We start from the raw sequence: 18,918 nt of genomic DNA, 5'->3' as shown, positions 1-18,918 counted from the left end.
TCAATTGCCTGCTCAATTTTTTCGACATGATCACCTGATTGACTGTTGTACAGACACCAGCCCATCTCATCCTGTAAAATAGCCCAGAGATGCTCATTTCCTTTTTTAGACATTAATCTAAGTGCTTGGGCACAAAGATATACTCGGCGATCGATTGGAGGAGACTCTGATAGCTCTTGTAAAATTCCATTCAGTTTATCGGGTGATTTGTCTTGCGATTTTAGTGTCATTTCTTGCTATTCCCTGGACAATCATTAACCTCAAATACCACGGGAGCATCCCCTCCTGCCCCCCCTAGACAGGCAAACAGCTTCTGAATCAGTTCCACATATGCCTGCACCCGCTGCTCATCCATGGTTTCAATCCCGCCCTTGCATCAACCCCTCCTACAGTTCCCCCCCCACCCCCCTCCACAAATCCCCAGCCCCCCGGTTTCTTCAAGAAACCGGGGTTCTCTCCCTGGCCCCAGGACTCTACCCAGCACGGCTGCCCCGACCCCAGTGCTAACTTGAGAGCAAGCGACGAAGCGGTAATGAGCACGTTGCCCATGGGACAAATCCAGGCATAATGCCTAACCCTGGCCGACGCAGCTAACCCTACTACCCCTTACACATCCGCCCAACGACTACCATAGGGACACACATCCAGATCGACCTGCCATGGACGTAACCCTGCCGCCTGAACTGACCCAATTGGTAGAACGGCAAATTGCTAGAGGGGCTTATCAGACTCCCGTCGAGGTTTTGCTAGCAGGCGTGCGTCTCTTGGACGACACCAGCCTAAATCGCATTGACTCCGATTTAGCCTTCGGTGAACTGGACGAAAATCTGAATTTTCTGCCCCGTACTGAAGCTGAAATGGTGCAACAAAGCCTAGAGGTGCTTGCTAATTACCAACAAGACGCTATTCCCCACAATCAGGTTGAAGCTTGGGTTGACAGTTTAGGGACTGATACCGAACGCCCATGCCCACAGTAGTTTGGTCACGGGCCGCGATCGCAGATCTTGATCGCCAGCATCAATTTCTAAAAGCCCGCAATCCCGAAGCCGCTACCCTTGCCCTGAAAAAAATCGTTCAAGCTGCTAAAAGCCTGGGTCAAATACCCCAGCGCGGTACCCCGATCTCATCTGCACCCGGTTTAAGGAAGCTACCGATTCCGTTTGGCAAGTCCGGTTACGTTCTTCACTACACCCTTTTGGAGAATGAGGTGCTGATCCTCAAGGTTTATCACGGGCGGCAAAATCGCCCCTCGTAGCGCCTTTAGGGGCAGTATCGCCGTCAACGCCAACTCAAAATCTGGAAACGCCAGCGGCGTTACCATGCTGGGTTTCGCCAAAATCAGATGGTAACCGTCCCACATATCACGCTGGCTGAGCGGAGTCGAAGCCAGATTTCCCGCAAAAGTCCCCCTCGACTCCGCTCAGGGGACGGTTACATCAGATGATGGGCATAGCCCGCCGCCGAGGGCTTTAGACGGGTGAAGTTTAGAGAACTTGATTTTCCAAAATGCCGCCATGGCGCACTTTTTGTTACTCTCTACAATGCCCAAAGTTGCGATTCTGTACACAGCACCCATTTATACCCAGCAATTATAAATGCAGAATTTGACAGTTTTGCATCCCCCCCCGAGGATAGAGTCACCCCGATAGACGTGATGGGATGGAAGAGCAACGGCTGAGTTTTAGACAGAATACTTTTCCACCACCACGATTAACTGTCCCCAGTGCTCCCAGCGCACCCATAAGAGCGGCCAAGTCAGCTATCACCACAGTGTGATTTTGCCCGTCATCGTCGCACCAAGGCAAGAGCAAGTCATTTCCCTGATGCCCGAATTCCTTCAGCCTCAAGATGGCGCAGAGAAGCAGCTTCTTTGGCCTGCTCTGCCCGTTCCGTACCAGTCCAGAGCCAATTGCCCTCGTCGTCGCACCAGCGCAGCCAATGGCTGGGAATACCTTCAAAGCTGCCAGACCAGATGCCTAGCCCTACCTTTAAGTCCGGGAGCCAAATCTGAGGAGCGGTCTCGGCTAGGGGACGCTCTTGGTACTGCCCTGCTAAAAGTTGAAAGTACCGCAGTTGTTGGGTTTTGCGATCGTAGGTGATGTAGTGGGGAACCCGTAACTGCTGCTCATAAACGGCGAATTTACCAGGGGGCTGCTCGGCTGGCTCTAGGTTAGGTGGTTCGTCAGAGGGGAGCGCCTCATTGCTGCGATAAAAACGCCCTAGGTCTTCTTTTTCAGTGCCGGGGGAGAGGAATTCCACCACCACATGGGGATTTTGCCCTTCTTGCCAGGTGACGTAGCTGTGACGCAGTTCCCGCCGTTCGTACAGCCTGGGGACACCCACCGCCAGAAACCAGTCGGGGCGTTTGTGCCAAAGGGGATGATGAACATCGTAATAAAGGTTGAGGTCGGAGGCGGCAAACCAGTTCTCGCGGCTATAGTCCGCCAGGTTGAGGGTACGGCTCAGCAGTTGGGGCTGTAAATCGTGAAATACGTCTCGCGACGGGCTAGCGCCAACGTCCGGCAAACCGGGTTCTTCTGGCCACTCGCTGGGCAGATCATAATTCCCATTTTATCGAGGGTGGATCAGATGGGCGAACGCTCAGCCGAACGGTGAGGGGCCGAGGTGTACCACGATGGAACGGTGCATTAGACACCACTACCCGCATAAAGAGAGGCTGAATCCTTCACTAGGGTTTGATAGATGTTCTCAATCTGAGCCAGGTTAGAGGTGAGGGTATAGCGCTCCAGCACCCGTCGGCGCGCCTTTTGCCCTAGGAGGCGGGTCATCTCGGGATGGTCTCGGAGGATAGGCAGAATGATTTGGAGTTGCTGGGTGACGCGCTGAGTGTCCACGACAATGCCAGCGCCCTCCTCCAGCACCTCGCCATCGGCCCCGGCATCAGTGGCGATACAGGCGGTGCCGCAGGCCATGGCCTCTAGCAGGGACAAGGAGAGCCCCTCCACCAAGGAGGGCAGGATGAAGGCATCTGCCCCCCGCAGAATATCGATACGGCGTTGCTCATCCTCAATGAAGCCCAGCCATTGGATGGTGTCGTCGCCGTTGTAAAACATTCGCAGCGACTGCTCTAGGGGACCACTGCCCACGATCACTAATTTTCGATCTGGCCCCATCTCCGCCAGTCGCCAAGCTTTGAGCAGAGATTCGACATTTTTCTCCAGGGATAGGCGTCCCTGGTAGACAAAGAGCTGCCGCGCTCCGAGGGTGGATTTGATGGTAGAGGGGCCAGGGGTGTATCGGGTTACGTCCACACCGTTGGGGATAACGGCTACGGTTTCCTCTGCAACCCCTAACCGAACGAGTAAGTCTCGCTGCAAGTTAGAGAACACAATGACGCGATCGCAGCGGGCCAGCGTCGGTGCATACATTTGATAGGTAAAGTGCTGGGTTCCAGAACTGAGGGTCCGCAGCTTACGGTCAAAGGCGGGATGGAAGGTGACCACTAGGGGCAGCTTCAGATCTTGGCAGATCTCTGGCAGGCGAAAATCCAACGGTGACAGGGTTAGGGAAGCATGGACCAAATTGGGCCGCAGATGCTCCAGCGCCTCTACCAACAGGCGACGGGAACGGGGAGAGGGAATCGTCAAGACTTGGGATTTGAACAGAAAAGGTAGGGAGACCTCCCGCTCTTGACCGGGGCAAGGATGGAAAGGCGCGAGTTCTTGGCCACTGGACTCTTGGTCAAAATGCAAAAAAGAGACCTGATAGCCTCGACCTAACAGCGCCTGAGTGATTTCTCGGCTGTAAGTGACGTTGCCACAGAAGGGGGATTTCTTACCGAGCCATGCAATATGCATTTATTAAGAAGGAAATCTTCATATCCCCAAGGATCAAGGGGCAAGCTGGAAGCCTTGGGCAAAAGTAGGCGCAATCATCAGATTATTGAGACGAAGACGCTGAGGGCATCTTGTCAGCCCCTCTATCGGAAGCATACCAGCTTGCCAAACCTCCTGCAGCGACCAGGGCTCCCAGAAAGATGAAAACCCAGGGCAACCCTAGAAGCGTTTCCGCCACACTGGCCAGCACTAGGGGTAGACTCAGGGCAATATTGATGACGTTATTTTGCAGGCCAAACACCTTGCCTCGCATCTCCGCTGGCGTCTGCTCCTGGATCATGGTCTGCATGGGAATACCAATGCCAGCGGCAAAAAATCCCAGTAGCACTAGCAGTGCCAGAGCAGGCCAGAATTGGGTTGTCACTGTCGCTAGGGCAACCAGCACTAAGCCCATGCCTAGGGATCCGAACAAGCTCAGAATTTGGCGAGAAAACCGTTGGCCAAACTGACCTACCGCCGCCGCCCCTAGAGCCATGCCTACCCCGCCCCCTGCCAGTAGAAACCCAAACTGGGAAGATTTAATGGCGGGCATCACCTCCGCTAAGCTTACCGCCAGCACCGCCAACGCCGCACACACCGAGAATAGTAAGACCAATTGCAGCAGGGCACCCCGGACTTGGGAGTTGTCACCCAGGTATCGCAGCCCTTCGCGAATATCCTGCCAGGGGTGGGGAGAGAGGGCCGGAGGCGGTTGATCCTTCCGGATCCGTAGCGCCAGCAGCAAGAGCCCTGCCACCCCGTAGCCCACCCCCACCATGATCGCCTTGCCCCAGCCCGCCCCACCATCTAGGGGCATTAGGATGCGATCTGCGATCGCAAGAAAAGGCTCCCCCACGGCAAAGCCAATAATCACCGACGCCATCATCGTGGTGGTGTAGAGGGAATTAGCCGACAGTAGATTTGGTCCCTCCACAATCATGGGAATTGCCGCCTGCTCCGCTGGGGCAAAAAACTGAGTCAGGGTAGACACCAAAAAGGTCACAACCAGCAGCAACCCAAACCCGGTCGGCAGTTGGGCGATGGTGCCCCAATCCTGAGCCAGCCACAGCAGCGCAGGAAGGGCAACCACCAATCCCCCCCGCAGGAGGTTGGTCAAGACCAGAGTCCCTTTCTTGCTCCAGCGATCCACATAGACCCCCGCCAAGGAACCAAACAGCACCGCCGGAATGGTGAAAGCAATCATAACTGCCGACACCCAGAGGCTGATCCGCTGTCCTGGCCTGTCAAATTGGGTACTGATGATGGCGATCATCAGTACTAGGTAAATCTTGTCCGCCAGTTGGGAAAAAACCTGCCCACTCCAGAGGATTAAAAAGTTACGATTTTTGAAAATTGGCCACGCCCTTGAGACCGCTTCCGGCTCCGACTCTGGGGGCACATCAGAACCCGCGACGGAACCCGCGACAGACTGTTCCGCCAAGGGCGGGAGAGCATCATGTCCAGTATTGGGGGCAGCATCGGGCTCGGACTCGCGAAGCATCATTCGGGGGCAACCGTAACGGGAAAGCACGCCTCTAGGAGGGCAGCGGAGCGGATGGGGCGATCGAAATGGTACTGGGCATACTGACGTAGCAGATGTTCAATCCGGGACCATAGCGGCTGAGACAATAGGGAGCCAGGAAAATCCCCGACTCCCGGTGTTTCCTGCACCATCAGGAGTTCGGGCTGTCCTAACCGCTGGAGTAGAGCTAACTCCGCCGCTGTAATCGGGGTAGGACCGGGCACTGTCTGGGGGATCCCGCCCCGCCGTTGGGGACGATGGGAAGTATTTAACCCATTATCAGAGCTATTAAAAGAGTAGCGCCCTTGGGCAGTTCTCAGACGGTGGCGCGGAGAATGGCTCTCGGCAACGGTATTGGGTAGGTGCTGTCCCTGGATAATGCCGCCCGCGATCGCGCTAAACCCCACGTGCCAATCCGTCGCCATCAGATCCGGCACAATAGGTGTCTGGCTAACGCAACAGCGTTGCACCTCCGGCGCTACCCCCGCCAAGGCCAATAGGTGAAAGATTCCCTGGCAGAGACTCGCCATCACCCCCCCCATCGCCGCCTGATCCAACCGCTCTAGATGCTCCACAAAAAGGGCAAATAGCGCCTCCTGAGGCTGTCCCCCGAGGGCCTGACACAGCACCAACTCCGCCAAATACTGACTAGCGGTCAGTTTAGCCAGATGGGTCGCCAACCCTGGAAAAGAGCGCACCGTCTCGGCCTGCACCACCTTGTCCAACTGGCGACCCTGAATCACCAGCAGTTCATTAATGACAAACTGGCCACTACGGCCCCCTAGCCGTGACTTATGCTTGCGGGCACCCGGCGCGATCGCACGAATTATCCCCTGTTCCACCGTCAAAATCGTCAACAGACGATCCGTTTCCCCCATTGGGATCGCCTTTAGATTGATACCAGTAGCCTTGTATGACCGACTCATAGGCTCCAAACTTAAATAAAACTTATTGGTAGAGCTTATTGGTAGAGCCCCAAAACTTGGCCGCCAGGTAAGCAATAAATCTCCCACAGACCGACGTGAAGCGGCCCAGTATTCCTATCCTTTCTCTGTCACCCAGGGCGGGTGGACTGTCAACCTAGATGCCCCCATAAGACAAGGAATTCCTTGCCATCCTTCTTGCTTCTGTCTTTCTGTACTAGACCAAGAGGTCGCATCCAATTCCCACAGAATCAACCCCCCAAACCCTGTATTAACGCAGTAGCAGCCTCTGGGAGCAAGGGAGGCGAGAAAAAATACCCCTGCGCCGCCTCACAGCCCAATCGCTTCAAATGCTCAAGTTGTTGGGCAGAATCCACCCCCTCAGCAATGGCATCCATCCCTAGATTATGAGCCAGATCGATCACCGCTTGGACAATACCCTGCTGATTCGCCTGCATTTGCGTCACAAAAGACCGATCTATTTTTAACGTATTAACAGAAAACTGACTCAGATATCTGAGGGAAGAATATCCCGTACCAAAATCATCAATACTGAGTTGAATCCCCCGTTTTTTCAGTTCCGCCAGAATCTGGATAATACTCTCGGACTGTTCCAGCAAAATCCGCTCCGTAATTTCCAATTTCAAATGCTTAGCATGAATCCCTGTATGACTGAGCGCCTGGTCAATGGTTTGAATAAACTTAGGATCGCGAAACTGTTGACCGGAGACATTGATACTAATCCGAAAGTCTGGGCTGAGATCGAAGCTATTTTCCCAGAGCCTTACCATTGAACAGACCTGTTGTAAAATTTGCTCACCAATGGGTTTAATTAGTCCCGTATCCTCTGCAAGGTCGATAAAATCATCCGGCATGATCAATCCCTTTTGGGGATGCTGCCATCGGGCGAGAGCCTCGAACCCAATGAGTTTATCAGTTTGCAGAGAAAAAATCGGTTGATAATAGGTGACAAACCCTTGTTCCCGGATAGCAAGGCGTAGATCATTCTCTAGATTCAGAAGATCAATGGCTTCCTGATACATTTCCCAACCGAAGATTTCATAGCGATTTCGCCCTGCCCCCTTAGCTCGATATAGAGCAATATCTACATCTCTAAAAACATCATTGCTATTCTGATAGGTACTATCCCCCATTAAAATACCAATGCTAGCAGAGGTGAAAATCAATTTCTCTTCAATTTCCAGGGGATCACTGAGGCTATCTCTAATCCGTTCCGCGATTTGAATAGCTTCCTTGATATCGCTGATTCTATCCAGAAAGACGACGAACTCATCCCCCCCCCACCGAGCCACCATATCTACATCCCGAACACAGGTTTTCAAGACATTGCCAACTGCAATGAGTAGCTTGTCACCAATGAGATGGCCCAAACTATCATTGATGGCTTTAAACCGATCTAAATCAATCATTAACAGGCCGAATTTGAAGCCGTCATAGCGCTGACATTGCGATAACTCCAACTCCAATCGCCGAGCCAACCAGTCCCGATTGGGCAGCCCCGTGAGAGCATCATGGAGAGAGTCATGGCGCAGTTGCCTTTCAATTTTGACCCGTCGTGTCACATCCCGAGAACTGGTCACGACACCTTTCATCTCCCCCGCTTCACCAATTAAGGGTTTGGCAATAGTTTCTAGCCAAATGTATTGGCCCGATTGTCGCTTTACTCGGTAGCAACTGCAAAGGGAATCGTCCGCTTTAATGGGCTTCTGGAAATCGAGTTGAATACAGATACTATCCTCAGGATGGCAAAGCTCCTGAAAATTCTGACCGATTAATGCTTCTGGGGCATAGCCTAGCAACGCCTGGGAGGACGGGCTGACGTATAGCAATTGACCGTCCATGCCATGGAGACAGACTAAATCCCCCATATGGTTAGCAATGAGCCGATAACGTTCTTCACTTGTGCGTAAATGATCCTCTATCTTTTGACGGTTGTGGATCTCTGCCTGTAGAGACTGATTCGTTACCTCTAGCTCATGGGTTCGTTGTTTGACCCGTTGTTCCAAATCTTGGGTAAATTGCTGGAGTCTGAGTTGGGTTTGGCGCAGATTAATTTGAGTTTCAATCCTGGCAATAACTTCAACAATATTGAAGGGTTTACTGACATAATCTACCCCACCGACTGCAAAAGCCCTGACCTTGTCTAGGGCTCCATCTAGGGCACTTAAGAAAATGACGGGAATATCCTGGGTTTGGGGATTATTCTTTAGGGTTTGGCAGACGGTATAGCCATCCAAACCTGGTAGCATGACATCGAGTAGAATCAGATCAATGGTGGTTGAATGGGTAACTAATAAGGCCATTTCACCAGTGAGAACTCCACGCACCTCATAGCCCTGGATGGTCAACTCCCGAGTCAGTAGATGCAGGTTTTCAGGAATATCATCAACCACTAAAATGGTTGATTTAGGGTTGCGCTCTTGGATCATATTCGCCACGGGTGAGACTCATGATCTTGTCAAAGCGGAAGTTGGAAATCAAATTCTGTAGGACCTGGCTAAGATGGACATAGTCTTCTGGAATCTCCGTTAGGAGTTGCAGCAAAACTTTTTGGTTGGCTTGGGTTGCCGCCTGATAAAACTGGTCCAGCCAATTTTGGGGCATAAAGTCTAAGGCGTTGGCAGGTAGATCGGTGGATACTATCGTGGCGGCAGGGGGAAGTGCGATCGCAGTTGGCTCTGCATAGCGGAACTTAACCCCCAAATGTTGGATTAACTTATCGACAATCACCTCTGGTTGAAAGGGCTTGCGGACAAAGTCATCACAGCCCACTGAGAGTACGAGAGACTTTTCCTCATCAAAGACACTAGCAGTCAGGGCAATAATAGCGGTGGCCTGTCCCTGCATCTGCATCTTAATTTGTCGCGTGGCCTCATAGCCGTCAACTACGGGCATTCTCATATCCATCCAAATCAAGTGGGGCTGCCAAACCTGCCAAAGCTCAATCGCTTCTTGGCCATTACAGGCTTCGCGAACTTCAAAGCCCAAATCCGTCAGGAGCTTGACCAAAAAGCGGCGGTTACTGACCTGATCGTCCACCACCAACAAGCGGTAATGGGGCTGATCAGGGAGGAGTCCAATGGCGGGCAAAGGTTTAGGCTTAAATTCCAGCAGCGTTGGATCCCCAATTTTCACCGGAATCTGAAACCAGAAACGAGATCCAACCTCCACTTGACTCCAAACCTCAATCCGTCCCCCCATCAGCTTGATGAACTGATTGCTGATGCGTAGCCCAAGACCCGTACCCTCTTGGCTGACTCGACCCGCCTGGGTTTGGGCAAAAGCTTGGAAAAGCAGTCCTAGCTCCTCAGACGCAATACCGGGACCTGTATCTTCTACCTCAAACTGGAGCCAGCACCCAGATTCCGCATCCAGCTCAGCCCTAACTAGGGATATCCGCAGGCAAACCTGCCCCATTGCCGTAAATTTGATCGCATTGTTCATCAGGTTCATCAGCACTTGCCGTAGTTTGCGCTGATCGGCCTGGATCACCTGAGGAAGATTGCTATCAAGCTCTACCACTAGGTCTAGTAGCTTATCCCTGGCACGCAACTGAAAGATCTCCTCCAGACTCCTGATGAATTCAATTAAATCAAAGTGAATTTCATGGAGGCTGACTCGACCCGATTCGATTTTGGCCATGTCTAAGACATCATTAATCAAGTCGAGAAGATGTTCTCCACTCTGCTGAATCAGGGCCAATTCAACTTGATGACTTTTCAGACTGGCATGGCGACGCAACAACGTCGTAAAGCCCAGAATGGCGTTGAGGGGGGTTCTCAGTTCATGGCTCATATTGGCCAGAAATTCACTTTTGGCCTCACTGGCAACCTCTGCCTTTCGTCTGGCAGCTTGCAGCTCCTGGAATTTTTGCGTAAGGGTACCAGCCATCTGTTGAAAGTTGTATACGAGGGATCGCAGTTCTAATACAGGGCTAACGGGCCACTGAATAACTTTCTTTTCAAGTATTTGGTCGGGTAGATCAGTCGTGACCTGAGCAAGCTGAAATAGGGGATTAACAAGGTGCCGACTCAGCCAAGTAGCTAAAGCGAGGGCTAATCCCGATATCACCATGAGGATAGAAAGATTTTGAATATGCTTTTTTTGCAAAACTTGGACATAGGGACGGGCGGGAGATTCAACGACTAATATCCAATTCCTTAAGTCATGGAGGATGGTTTCCCGGACAAAAAATGACTGGGTCCAGCGCACCATAAATAGACGGCTTCCCGCCGTCGGTAGCCATTGATAAGCTTGTTCACTCAAGGGAATCCGCTCACCGGTCTGGTAGCGGTCAAAGGGCGTCCCCCAGTCTCGCTCCGAGGATGTGCTACTAATGACGCGCTGACCTTCATCTACTAGGGTGATCTGAACATCCAGGGTTTCGACCGTCGCCATCAAAATATTTTGCAGGGTACTTAGGTCTATTTCTGCCCAGACCCGCCCCTGAAGTTCTCCCTGGCGAAGAATGGCCTGACTCAATACAAGAATGGACTGTTCAGAACTTTCAGCTCCCCATTGGGGAGCCGAAAGTGTTGATACTAGGAGATCAGAGTTAATACTTAAGTCAGTATTTAGGGGCACTACCAGTTGGTGTTGATCTCCGTGATCGTCAGGGGCAATGGTGAGGATTTCATCAGCGGCGTTGGCCACTACCAAATGGTACAGATCGGGGGCTAAGGTTTGAATACTGGTGGTCTGTTGCTGTAGGGAGGCTAAAATTTGGGGTGTGAGGGGAGGTGTGAGGGTTAGATTGGCAGCAAACTGGGCTAATGCGGTAGTGGCGCGGAATTGCTGCTGATACCAGGTATTGATCTGGGCTGTAAGGTGTTGGGAAATAATTTGGAGATGCTGTTTTTGGCCTAAGGTAATATCTTCCACCACTCGATGGCTATCAATGGCCATTAGGGATAGGGTGGGGAAGAAGGCAAAGGCAACAAGCAGATTAAAGAGACTTTGTTGGAGGGAGAGCGTGCTATTGGCTTGGGGCCGAGCAATCCAGAGGTGGAGCGCAGTATAACTCAGAATAAGGCTGGCGATCAAGGCATTAAAGATGCCGTTTACGGCCTGTTTCAGCATAATAATCTGAACCTGGACGGGATCAACATCTAAGGCTTGGCTATAGAAAAACCAAACGAGGGGAATCCCGATGCAAATCCAGTAGAGGCCATCTAGAAGGACGAGGTTTTGGCGGTGTCGCTGGTGGAAAAAACCCACCAACAAAAATTCACAGGTAAAAATAATAATGGCATAGGGATGGTTCCAGAGAAAATAGGTACAAATTGCAGCGCTAAGGGCCGCGATCGCACCCCATCTGGGACCATATAAACTGAGGATTAGCCAGACAGAAATCGTGCCAAATAGAAAGTCAATATTGAAGAAAAAAGACCACCGGAAATAATTCCCCAAAGGCCCTAGAAACAGGAGCACAGCCAACCCCAGAAGCTCTCGCTGCTTGAGCAGTAGAGTTTTAAGAAAGGCTAATCTTTCCGGGGATCTATCCATGGACAAAAGGGTAAGTTAATAAACGAACCTCACGCGATCGCAGAAGGACTAAAAATCCTAGTGTTCCAACAGTTTTCTCAGTGTGATGTTGAATTTTTAAGGTACTATTCTAACCTTGGATACTCGCCATCCTAGCGATTATTTCGGACCCCCACTGCTTTTTTCTCAATACTTCAAGAAGGTGGCTGGGGTGCAGATCTAACTGGGATCCTGCCAGGTTTCTTGCTGGCGCACCAAGTCTGGGCCTTGGGAGGTGCCCAGACGGGTGGCCCCGGCTTGGATTAAAGCCATTGCTTGCTCCAGGGTCCGAATACCACCGGAGGCTTTAATGCCCACTTGGCCTCGGGTTAGGGTGCGGAGTTGCTGTACGGCTTCAACGGTGGCTCCTCCATGCCAGCCGGTGCTGGTTTTCAAAAAGGCGGCTCCCGAGTCCATGGCAACTTCCGCCGCCATCTGGAGTTCCGGTGGGGTCAACAGGGCGGTTTCCAAAATCACCTTGACCACCTGCCCAGTCTCAGAGCAAATTTCGGCAATTTCTTGATGAATGCGATCGCTCTGTCCTGTTTTGACCCAGCCTAGATTGATCACCACATCCAACTCTGTAGCCCCATTCTCTGCTGCTTCCTGAGCTTCGTAAAGCTTGGTGGCTGAGGTGGTGGCTCCAGAGGGAAAGCCGATCACGGTGCAAACCTGGGCGGGACGCCCCTGCAACTGTTCCCGAGCTAGGCGCACATAACAGGGACTGACGCAGACGGCAGCGAACCCGTAGCGATCCGCCTCGCTACACCAGTGGATCACCTGTTCCTCTGTGGCGGTGGGGGACAGGAGGGAATGGTCGATCAGTGGTGCGATTTCGACCTGAGAGAAGGAGTCACGACCAGCCATTTTGAGTAAGGTATCCCTAAGATGATTGCGGGCGATAGATGATGGGATCTGCTGAGAACTGATTGCTCTGTAGGACAATAATCTCATCGTAGCTTCACGGATGTTAACGCAAACTTGATGGGGATTCGGGAATGCTACAGGGGAGTTCCCTAGCCATAAACTCTACTGGCGGCACCATCCTGCACTAGGCGCGGAAACCACGCCCCTACGATTAGCAACATGCTGCACTGGGCGCGGAAACCGCGCCCCTACGATTAGCAACATGCTGCACTGGGCGCGGAAACCGCGCCCCTACGATTGGCAACATGCTGCACTGGGCGCGGAAACCGCGCCCCTACGGTGGCACCCCATCACCCCATCACTCCCCCACTCCATCACTCCCCCACCCATGCCCTTGCCCAAAATCTCCGCGATTATCTGCACCCACAACCGCGATGCCTACCTGGGGGCGGCGATTGACACGCTGCTGGATCAGGATTTCGAGGATTACGAAGTGATTGTGGTGGACAACGGCTCGACGGATACGACCCGAGCGGTGGTCGAGGCCCGCCTGCCCCACCCGCGTCTGCGCTACTTGTACGAGCCTACCCTGGGGCTATCGGTGGCCCGCAATACCGGAGCTGAGGCGGCCCAGGGGGAAATTGTGGCCTATTTAGATGATGATGCGGAGGCTAGTCGGGGTTGGCTTAGTGCCCTCCACAAGGTCTATGCCCGCCATGAAAAACTTGCGATCGCGGGGGGCAAGGTTACCCTCCTTTGGCCTCCCGGTAGGTCTTGTCCCCCTTGGCTTTCGACGGATATGTCCGGTAGTCTCGGAGCCTATGACCTAGGGGATGAGTTGGTATCCATCACCCAGCCCGGATTAACCCCACGGGGGTTGAATTACTCTCTGCGCAAAGCGTTTCTAGAGGAGGTGGGGGGATTCGATCTGAAGCTGGGGCGGGTAGGCAAGAACCTTCTGTCGAATGAGGAGCTGTTTATGACTCAACAGGCGCTCCAGGGAGGATGGCAGGTGTTCTATGTCCCGGAGGCACTCGTCGCCCACAATGTAGCCCCGGAACGCATGGTCCCGAGTTGGTTTCTGCGGCGGAGTTGGTGGCAGGGCATCAGTGAATGCTATCGAGAACAGGTGACTGGGCAAGCTGGAATACAACAGTTGAGCTGGGGGGGAGAACGATTTGTCCGTGGCCTCTATAAAAGTCTTAAATACCTGGCGGATCCGGCTCAGCGGTTTGAGAACTTTCTCTACGCCTATGGTCAACTGGGCTATCTGCTCAGTGCCCTGCGGGGGCTGGTACGGCCTGTGTCCTCTTCTTCCTAAGGAGTCCGGGTCTACTAGACTAGCTACTGGGGAGATCGCGGGGGAAGGCTGGTGGCGATTCACACTGTTAGCGTAAACCTTTACCCCTATGATGACCTTCTAGAGGTGTTGAGGATCCCAAAATTTTTCCAGCCTAAAAACCCCAGACCCGAAGACCCCAGACCCGAAGACCCCAGTCCCGAAAACCCCAAGCTAAAGGGTTCGAGCGATCGTCTTGTTGACCCATTGTGTCTAACGCTGTTTTATCCCTAGGAGCCCATGACTACCGTGTCGTCAAAAGTGCCCGTTTCTGTGCTGATTCCCGCCAAAAACGAGGAGGAAAACCTACCCGCTTGCCTAGAAAGCGTGGCACGGGCTGATGAAATCTTTGTCGTCGATTCCCAGAGTGAAGACCGCTCTATTGAAATCTGCGATCGCTATGGCGCTCAGGTAGTCCAGTTCCACTTCAATGGCCGTTGGCCCAAGAAGAAAAACTGGTCCCTGGACAATCTTCCCTTCCGTAACGACTGGGTGCTGATCGTAGACTGCGACGAACGTATCCCTCCAGCCCTCTGGGATGAGATCGAGCAGGCCATTCAAAATCCAGCCTATGGCGGCTACTACCTCAACCGTCGCGTCTTTTTTCTAGGGAAATGGATTCGCTACGGCGGTAAATATCCAGACTGGAATCTGCGCCTCTTTCGTCATGCCCAAGGCCGCTATGAAAACCTCAAGACCGAGGGCATTCGCAATACTGGCGACAACGAGGTCCACGAGCATGTGGTGATTGAGGAAGGGGCCGTCGGCTACCTCAAAAACGACATGCTCCACGAGGATTTCCGCGACCTATTCCATTGGCTAGAACGCCACAATCGTTATTCCAACTGGGAAGCGCGGGTGTATTACAACCTGCTCACGGGGATGGCAGATAGTGGCACCATTGGCGCTAATCTCTTTGGGGACTCGGTACAACGGAAGCGCTTTTTGAAAAAAATCTGGGTGCGGCTTCCCTTTAAGCCAACCCTGCGCTTCGTTCTGTTCTACTTTTTGCGCTTGGGCTTTTTGGATGGACGGGCGGGCTACACCTACGGACGGCTGCTGAGCCAGTATGAGTACCAGATTGGGGTGAAGCTCTATGAATTGCGGCAGTTTGGGGGTCGATTGAATGTAGGTACACCCGCCGCCCCGGTTGCCTCACCGGAAGATTCCCAAGGACAGGCAGATATGGAGCCCGCTACCCCTGCCAAAATTAAGGGCTAGGCGGCGCGATCGCAATGGCTGACCCGCCCAATGTTCCCTCCCCCTTCTCTGTCCCTTCCGAGACAAAGGCTGTGGTGCCCGATTCACCCCCGTCGCTGGTAGATCTGCGCCGTTATGACCAATCCTGGTACGACCCCGGACGGTCTAAAGTGGTGGTTCTGCTGTGGTGGTTGGTTCAGGCTGTGGCCTTTCCCCTCACCCTCCACGCCCACCATGCCCCCCGGCGATGCTTGCTGCGCTTGTTCGGAGCCCGCATTGGCCGAGGGGTCGTGATTCGCCCCACGGCTCGGTTCCACTATCCCTGGAAGGTTGCCATTGATGACTACAGTTGGATCGGCGGAGAGGTGGTGCTCTACAGCCTAGATACCATCCATATTGGAGCCCACTGCGTTGTCTCCCAACGGAGCTACCTCTGTACCGGTAGCCATGATGCTGAGGATCCAGCCTTTGGGCTGAAGACCGCACCCATTGTGATCGAAAACGGAGCTTGGGTGGCAACGGATTGTTTTGTAGGGCCAGGGGTCCGTATTGGGGCCAATGCGGTGGTGGGAGCCCGCAGCAGCGTTTTTAGTGATATGCCTGCCCAAACCCTCTGCTGGGGCACCCCCTGCCGTTCCCATCGCCGCCGCACCTTCTCCACGGGCGAGGCCGGAGGATGATCTCAAGTCCGCTTCAATGACCGTGCTGACTACCCCACCCTACTTCCAGTAGGGTGGGGCTAGCGCTAGATGAGGGGCCACGGATGGGTCCCCTCTCAGCCACGATGGGGGGATGGGCAGAACTGGATATTGATGCGCCTAATTGCGATCGCACCAATTCCAAATTCCCAATTAGCTACAGGGGATTGGACTTGACCGGGGCAGTGGGACGGGTGCGGGGCTTGCCCTTGGGGGCTTCAACAGAGCTGTTGCGACGTGCCCCAGCGGGAAAACTACGCTTTCCCTTGCCAGCAGGCAGGCGCTTTTTCGGTGGCACAATGCCGATTAGATTGCCTTGCCGCATCACCAGAGCCTTGCCCTGCCGCTCCACATCAAACTCCCAGAAGTAACCTACGGTCCTCGGGTTCGAGAGCTGACCAGACACATTCAGCCGGAATGTCTTGCTACCCTTACCCTCCTGTTTGCTCCCCTGCAAAATCTTGACGACAACTTCTCCATCATCTTCTTCATACTTGATGATTTCTCCCCGAATGGAAAAATAGTTTTCCTGGGGATCGGGAACAGCGACAGTGGCAGTCGAGGGAGCTCTAGTCGGAACCTCCTCCTTTGGAGCATCCAGATCTACGGTGTCAGAGGCCGAGCCCTCGACATCGGGAGTCTCTCCAGGAAGACCGAGGGTTTCAGGTTCCCAGACCCCCACAATCTGCAAATGTAAATCTACTTCCCGTGTCTCTTCGTTCTGACGAGTACGGGGATAAACCACCCACAGGTGGGGCTTCTCTAAATTGATGTGATTTTTTACCAGGCTAGTAACCCGCCCTAGCAACACCGAGTCGATTTCTAGTCCTTCATCGGTGACCAGATTACCCCGGTTGAACTGATCCTCTACGGGTTGGTAGGTTCCTCGCACCAGGCCAATAGCCCGATACTGGCGGGGCTCACTGGGGGGGGAAATGGGCTGAGGCAGGGTAATTGCCGGTTCCGGGGTCGCGGCTTTAGACTCAGGCTCCACCGCCGCCGGAGCACTGGCAACCGGAGCACTGGCAACTGGACGCACGGGGGGACGCACCAAATTGGGCCGCTTGGGGGATAACGCTTGCGGCTTGGTCTCTTTTCCCGCTGGACGATTCTCCATAAAACTCATACCTACTCGACCCTCCTCAACAGGACTTCAGCACCCCTACAGTGAGTTTGCCCAGGGTTTCACTAGCGTAACACCCAGATCAGAAGGCGATGGAGATAGGTAAAACGCCTATTTACAAAGAACCTCACGGCAATACACCCAGGGATGGATTAACTCTGTTCCTTATTTCGCCCATCCCCCCGCCAAATCCGCAATTTCTCGCAAAATTTGCCGGACTGGTCATCCATAGACCAAAGCTAAGACGTTTCCCCCAGGCTCTGGATACACCTACGTAAATCTCCTCTTCCTTGTCCCCTATTTCCTATAGCGATTCTGCATGAGCTTTGAGTAAGCCTCTTCGTGGGTGAAGCGAAGCGTAACCCACGCTACGAAGGTCTTCAGCAATCAAATGGAATTACTATCTCTTCTGTCTCCTGATCACCCGTCTCCTATCTCCTAATGATGTCTACAACCCCCACTCTGCGGTCTCTGTGGCATTGGCGGCAATGATGGTTTGACGCAGGGCGGACCAGTCCACTATGGGGGCGGGCCAATCACCCATCAACTGCCCTTGGTTCAGGTACCAGACGCGATCGCAGAATTCTTCTACCAGTTCGAGCTGATGATTGCTCATGAGCACCGTCAGCCCCCGCTGGCGGATCTCCCCTTGCAGCATGGCCAACAGGTGGGTGGCCGCGCCGACATCCTGGGCAGCGGTGGGCTCGTCCAGCAGCAGCACCGAGGGTTGGGCCACGAGGGCACGGGCGATGGCCACCCGCTGTCGTTGGCCCCCGGACAGTTCCACCTCTGAGCGGGATAGCCATTGGGGAGAAATCTGACAGGGTTCCAACCAAGCCTGCACCCGCTCTTGGCGATCCACTGCCGTCACCCCCTGCAACTGCAACGGGTATTGCAATGCCTGGGCAACGGTCATCCCTAATAGGTGGGACTCCTGGGCTACCAACATGATCTGCTGCCGCAGGGAGATGACGGGAAAGCGATTCAGGGGCTGACCCTGGAAGAAAATCTGCCCAGCGGTGGGATCCTGGAGGCGATTCAGGAGGCGAAATAGGGTGGTTTTGCCCGCACCGGAGGGGCCGATGATGCCAATGAATTCACCAGGTGCGATCGCGCCGGAAATCTCTCGCAGCAGGAAGGTGCTGCCCATCGTAGCCCGCACCGCCACCTGATCCAGCCGTAATAGGTCGACCACTGGGCTACCCTACCCCTGGTGCGAATTGGAGCGCGGTCACCACCGTCCAACCATCCACCAGCAATAGGAAGAGACTCAATCCCAGCAGTAGAACGTACATCCAGGGCTGGGCTAGGGGCTTCACGTCCTGGGTATCGAGGTTGGTATGGGCCTCCACGTACTGCACCAAGGCTGCAAAGCCCGCCACCCGCATAGGCAGTAGATAGGCCCGATCACCTTCGACACTGACGAAGTAATAGACCAAGCCTCCCTGCCCAGTGGAGCGGGGCTTGAGGGCGGTGATTTGGCTCCAGGATAGTCGCCAGCCCCGGCGCAGCACCCCACGAATCCAGGCCGGATATCGCACCTGAATGCCTTCGGCATCCACCACTACCTGTTCACTCAGCCCTCCGTAGAGGGCCACCGCTCCCAGACCGATTCCCCCCCATAGCCAGGAACTGGGAACTGGGGCAGCGGTGACCTCTGCTAAGAAGGGCAGTGGCAGGGTTAAGGCTCCATAGAGGGTGAGTAGGGTGAGGCGAATCAGGGGGGAAATGGGAAAGACCCGCTGATCACTGGGGACAGCAGCATCATCATCTGTGTTGGTTATCGATTTTGGCCCTGGGGACTGGGGATCAGACATGGAGTGGCGGTGGGGGAGCTGTTGTTTAGTGTAGGGGATGGGGGGTAGG

The 18,918-nt window shown here is 53.8% G+C and carries 15 protein-coding genes; 5 read left to right on the top strand and 10 right to left on the bottom strand.

The features are described 5' to 3' along the window. Window positions 1-659: 659 nt before the first annotated feature. Window positions 660-977, top strand: a complete 318-nt coding sequence (locus LEP6406_RS0207570; protein WP_008307976.1) for a ribbon-helix-helix domain-containing protein — start codon at window positions 660-662, stop codon at window positions 975-977. Next, window positions 965-1,255 (top strand): type II toxin-antitoxin system RelE/ParE family toxin, encoded by a 291-nt coding sequence (locus LEP6406_RS30995; protein ID WP_008307975.1) that lies wholly within the window; start codon window positions 965-967, stop codon window positions 1,253-1,255. Before LEP6406_RS0207570 ends, LEP6406_RS30995 begins: the two co-directional genes overlap by 13 nt. Before the next feature lie 557 nt (window positions 1,256-1,812). Here LEP6406_RS30995 and LEP6406_RS27000 read toward each other — a convergent pair. The 7 genes from LEP6406_RS27000 to deoC all read right to left on the bottom strand — a co-directional run bounded on the left by LEP6406_RS27000 (window position 1,813) and on the right by deoC (window position 12,692). Then, window positions 1,813-2,526: a Uma2 family endonuclease gene (locus tag LEP6406_RS27000; protein ID WP_008308634.1), complete on the bottom strand. Its 714-nt coding sequence runs from the start codon at window positions 2,524-2,526 to the stop codon at window positions 1,813-1,815. 122 nt (window positions 2,527-2,648) lie between these two features. Further along, on the bottom strand, window positions 2,649-3,818 hold the full coding sequence (locus tag LEP6406_RS0207555; protein ID WP_008308633.1) for a glycosyltransferase family 4 protein: 1,170 nt from the start codon (window positions 3,816-3,818) through the stop codon (window positions 2,649-2,651). 82 nt (window positions 3,819-3,900) lie between these two features. Then, window positions 3,901-5,340: an MFS transporter gene (locus LEP6406_RS0207550; RefSeq protein WP_008308632.1), complete on the bottom strand. Its 1,440-nt coding sequence runs from the start codon at window positions 5,338-5,340 to the stop codon at window positions 3,901-3,903. Continuing rightward, window positions 5,337-6,284, bottom strand: a complete 948-nt coding sequence (gene recO / locus LEP6406_RS0207545) for a DNA repair protein RecO (RefSeq protein ID WP_008308631.1) — start codon at window positions 6,282-6,284, stop codon at window positions 5,337-5,339. The genes LEP6406_RS0207550 and recO overlap by 4 nt, the downstream gene beginning before the upstream one ends. A gap of 248 nt (window positions 6,285-6,532) precedes the next feature. Further along, window positions 6,533-8,731 carry a two-component system response regulator gene (locus tag LEP6406_RS0207540; protein ID WP_008308630.1) on the bottom strand — a complete coding sequence of 733 codons (2,199 nt, stop codon included), beginning with the start codon at window positions 8,729-8,731 and terminating at the stop codon, window positions 6,533-6,535. Next, window positions 8,709-11,807 (bottom strand): hybrid sensor histidine kinase/response regulator, encoded by a 3,099-nt coding sequence (locus LEP6406_RS0207535; RefSeq protein ID WP_008308629.1) that lies wholly within the window; start codon window positions 11,805-11,807, stop codon window positions 8,709-8,711. The genes LEP6406_RS0207540 and LEP6406_RS0207535 overlap by 23 nt, the downstream gene beginning before the upstream one ends. 198 nt (window positions 11,808-12,005) lie before the next feature. Further along, window positions 12,006-12,692 carry a deoxyribose-phosphate aldolase gene (deoC, locus tag LEP6406_RS0207530; RefSeq protein WP_027268937.1) on the bottom strand — a complete coding sequence of 229 codons (687 nt, stop codon included), beginning with the start codon at window positions 12,690-12,692 and terminating at the stop codon, window positions 12,006-12,008. Between the two features lie 262 nt (window positions 12,693-12,954). On the opposite strand from deoC, the gene LEP6406_RS0207525 reads away from it, so the two are divergent. The 3 genes from LEP6406_RS0207525 (at window position 12,955) to hpsU (ending at window position 15,911) form a co-directional block, all read left to right on the top strand. Next, a complete protein-coding gene (locus tag LEP6406_RS0207525) occupies window positions 12,955-14,013 on the top strand; it encodes a glycosyltransferase family 2 protein (protein ID WP_263971146.1) in 1,059 nt (352 codons plus the stop codon). A gap of 258 nt (window positions 14,014-14,271) precedes the next feature. Further along, entirely contained in the window at window positions 14,272-15,252 is a 981-nt protein-coding gene (locus LEP6406_RS0207520; RefSeq protein ID WP_008316557.1) for a glycosyltransferase family 2 protein, read from the top strand. 14 nt (window positions 15,253-15,266) lie between these two features. Further along, the gene (hpsU, locus tag LEP6406_RS0207515) at window positions 15,267-15,911 is read left to right on the top strand and encodes a hormogonium polysaccharide biosynthesis acetyltransferase HpsU (protein WP_008316562.1); all 645 of its coding nucleotides are present in this window, start codon (window positions 15,267-15,269) and stop codon (window positions 15,909-15,911) included. A gap of 175 nt (window positions 15,912-16,086) precedes the next feature. Here hpsU and LEP6406_RS26995 read toward each other — a convergent pair whose 3' ends face one another. The 3 genes from LEP6406_RS26995 to LEP6406_RS0207500 all read right to left on the bottom strand — a co-directional run. After that, window positions 16,087-17,055 carry a hypothetical protein gene (locus LEP6406_RS26995; RefSeq protein WP_008316564.1) on the bottom strand — a complete coding sequence of 323 codons (969 nt, stop codon included), beginning with the start codon at window positions 17,053-17,055 and terminating at the stop codon, window positions 16,087-16,089. A 445-nt stretch (window positions 17,056-17,500) separates the two neighbouring features. Further along, window positions 17,501-18,247, bottom strand: a complete 747-nt coding sequence (locus LEP6406_RS0207505) for an ABC transporter ATP-binding protein (protein WP_008316565.1) — start codon at window positions 18,245-18,247, stop codon at window positions 17,501-17,503. Window positions 18,248-18,251: 4 nt separating this feature from the next. Beyond that, window positions 18,252-18,918, bottom strand: a 667-nt coding sequence (locus tag LEP6406_RS0207500; RefSeq protein ID WP_008316567.1) for a hypothetical protein, incomplete at its 5' end; no start/stop codon positions are given.

Source organism: Leptolyngbya sp. PCC 6406, assembly GCF_000332095.2.
Taxonomy (GTDB): domain Bacteria; phylum Cyanobacteriota; class Cyanobacteriia; order Phormidesmidales; family Phormidesmidaceae; genus PCC-6406.
The sequence above is the reverse complement of the archived record's forward strand: the minus strand, read 5'-3'. Positions and strand labels throughout refer to the sequence as shown.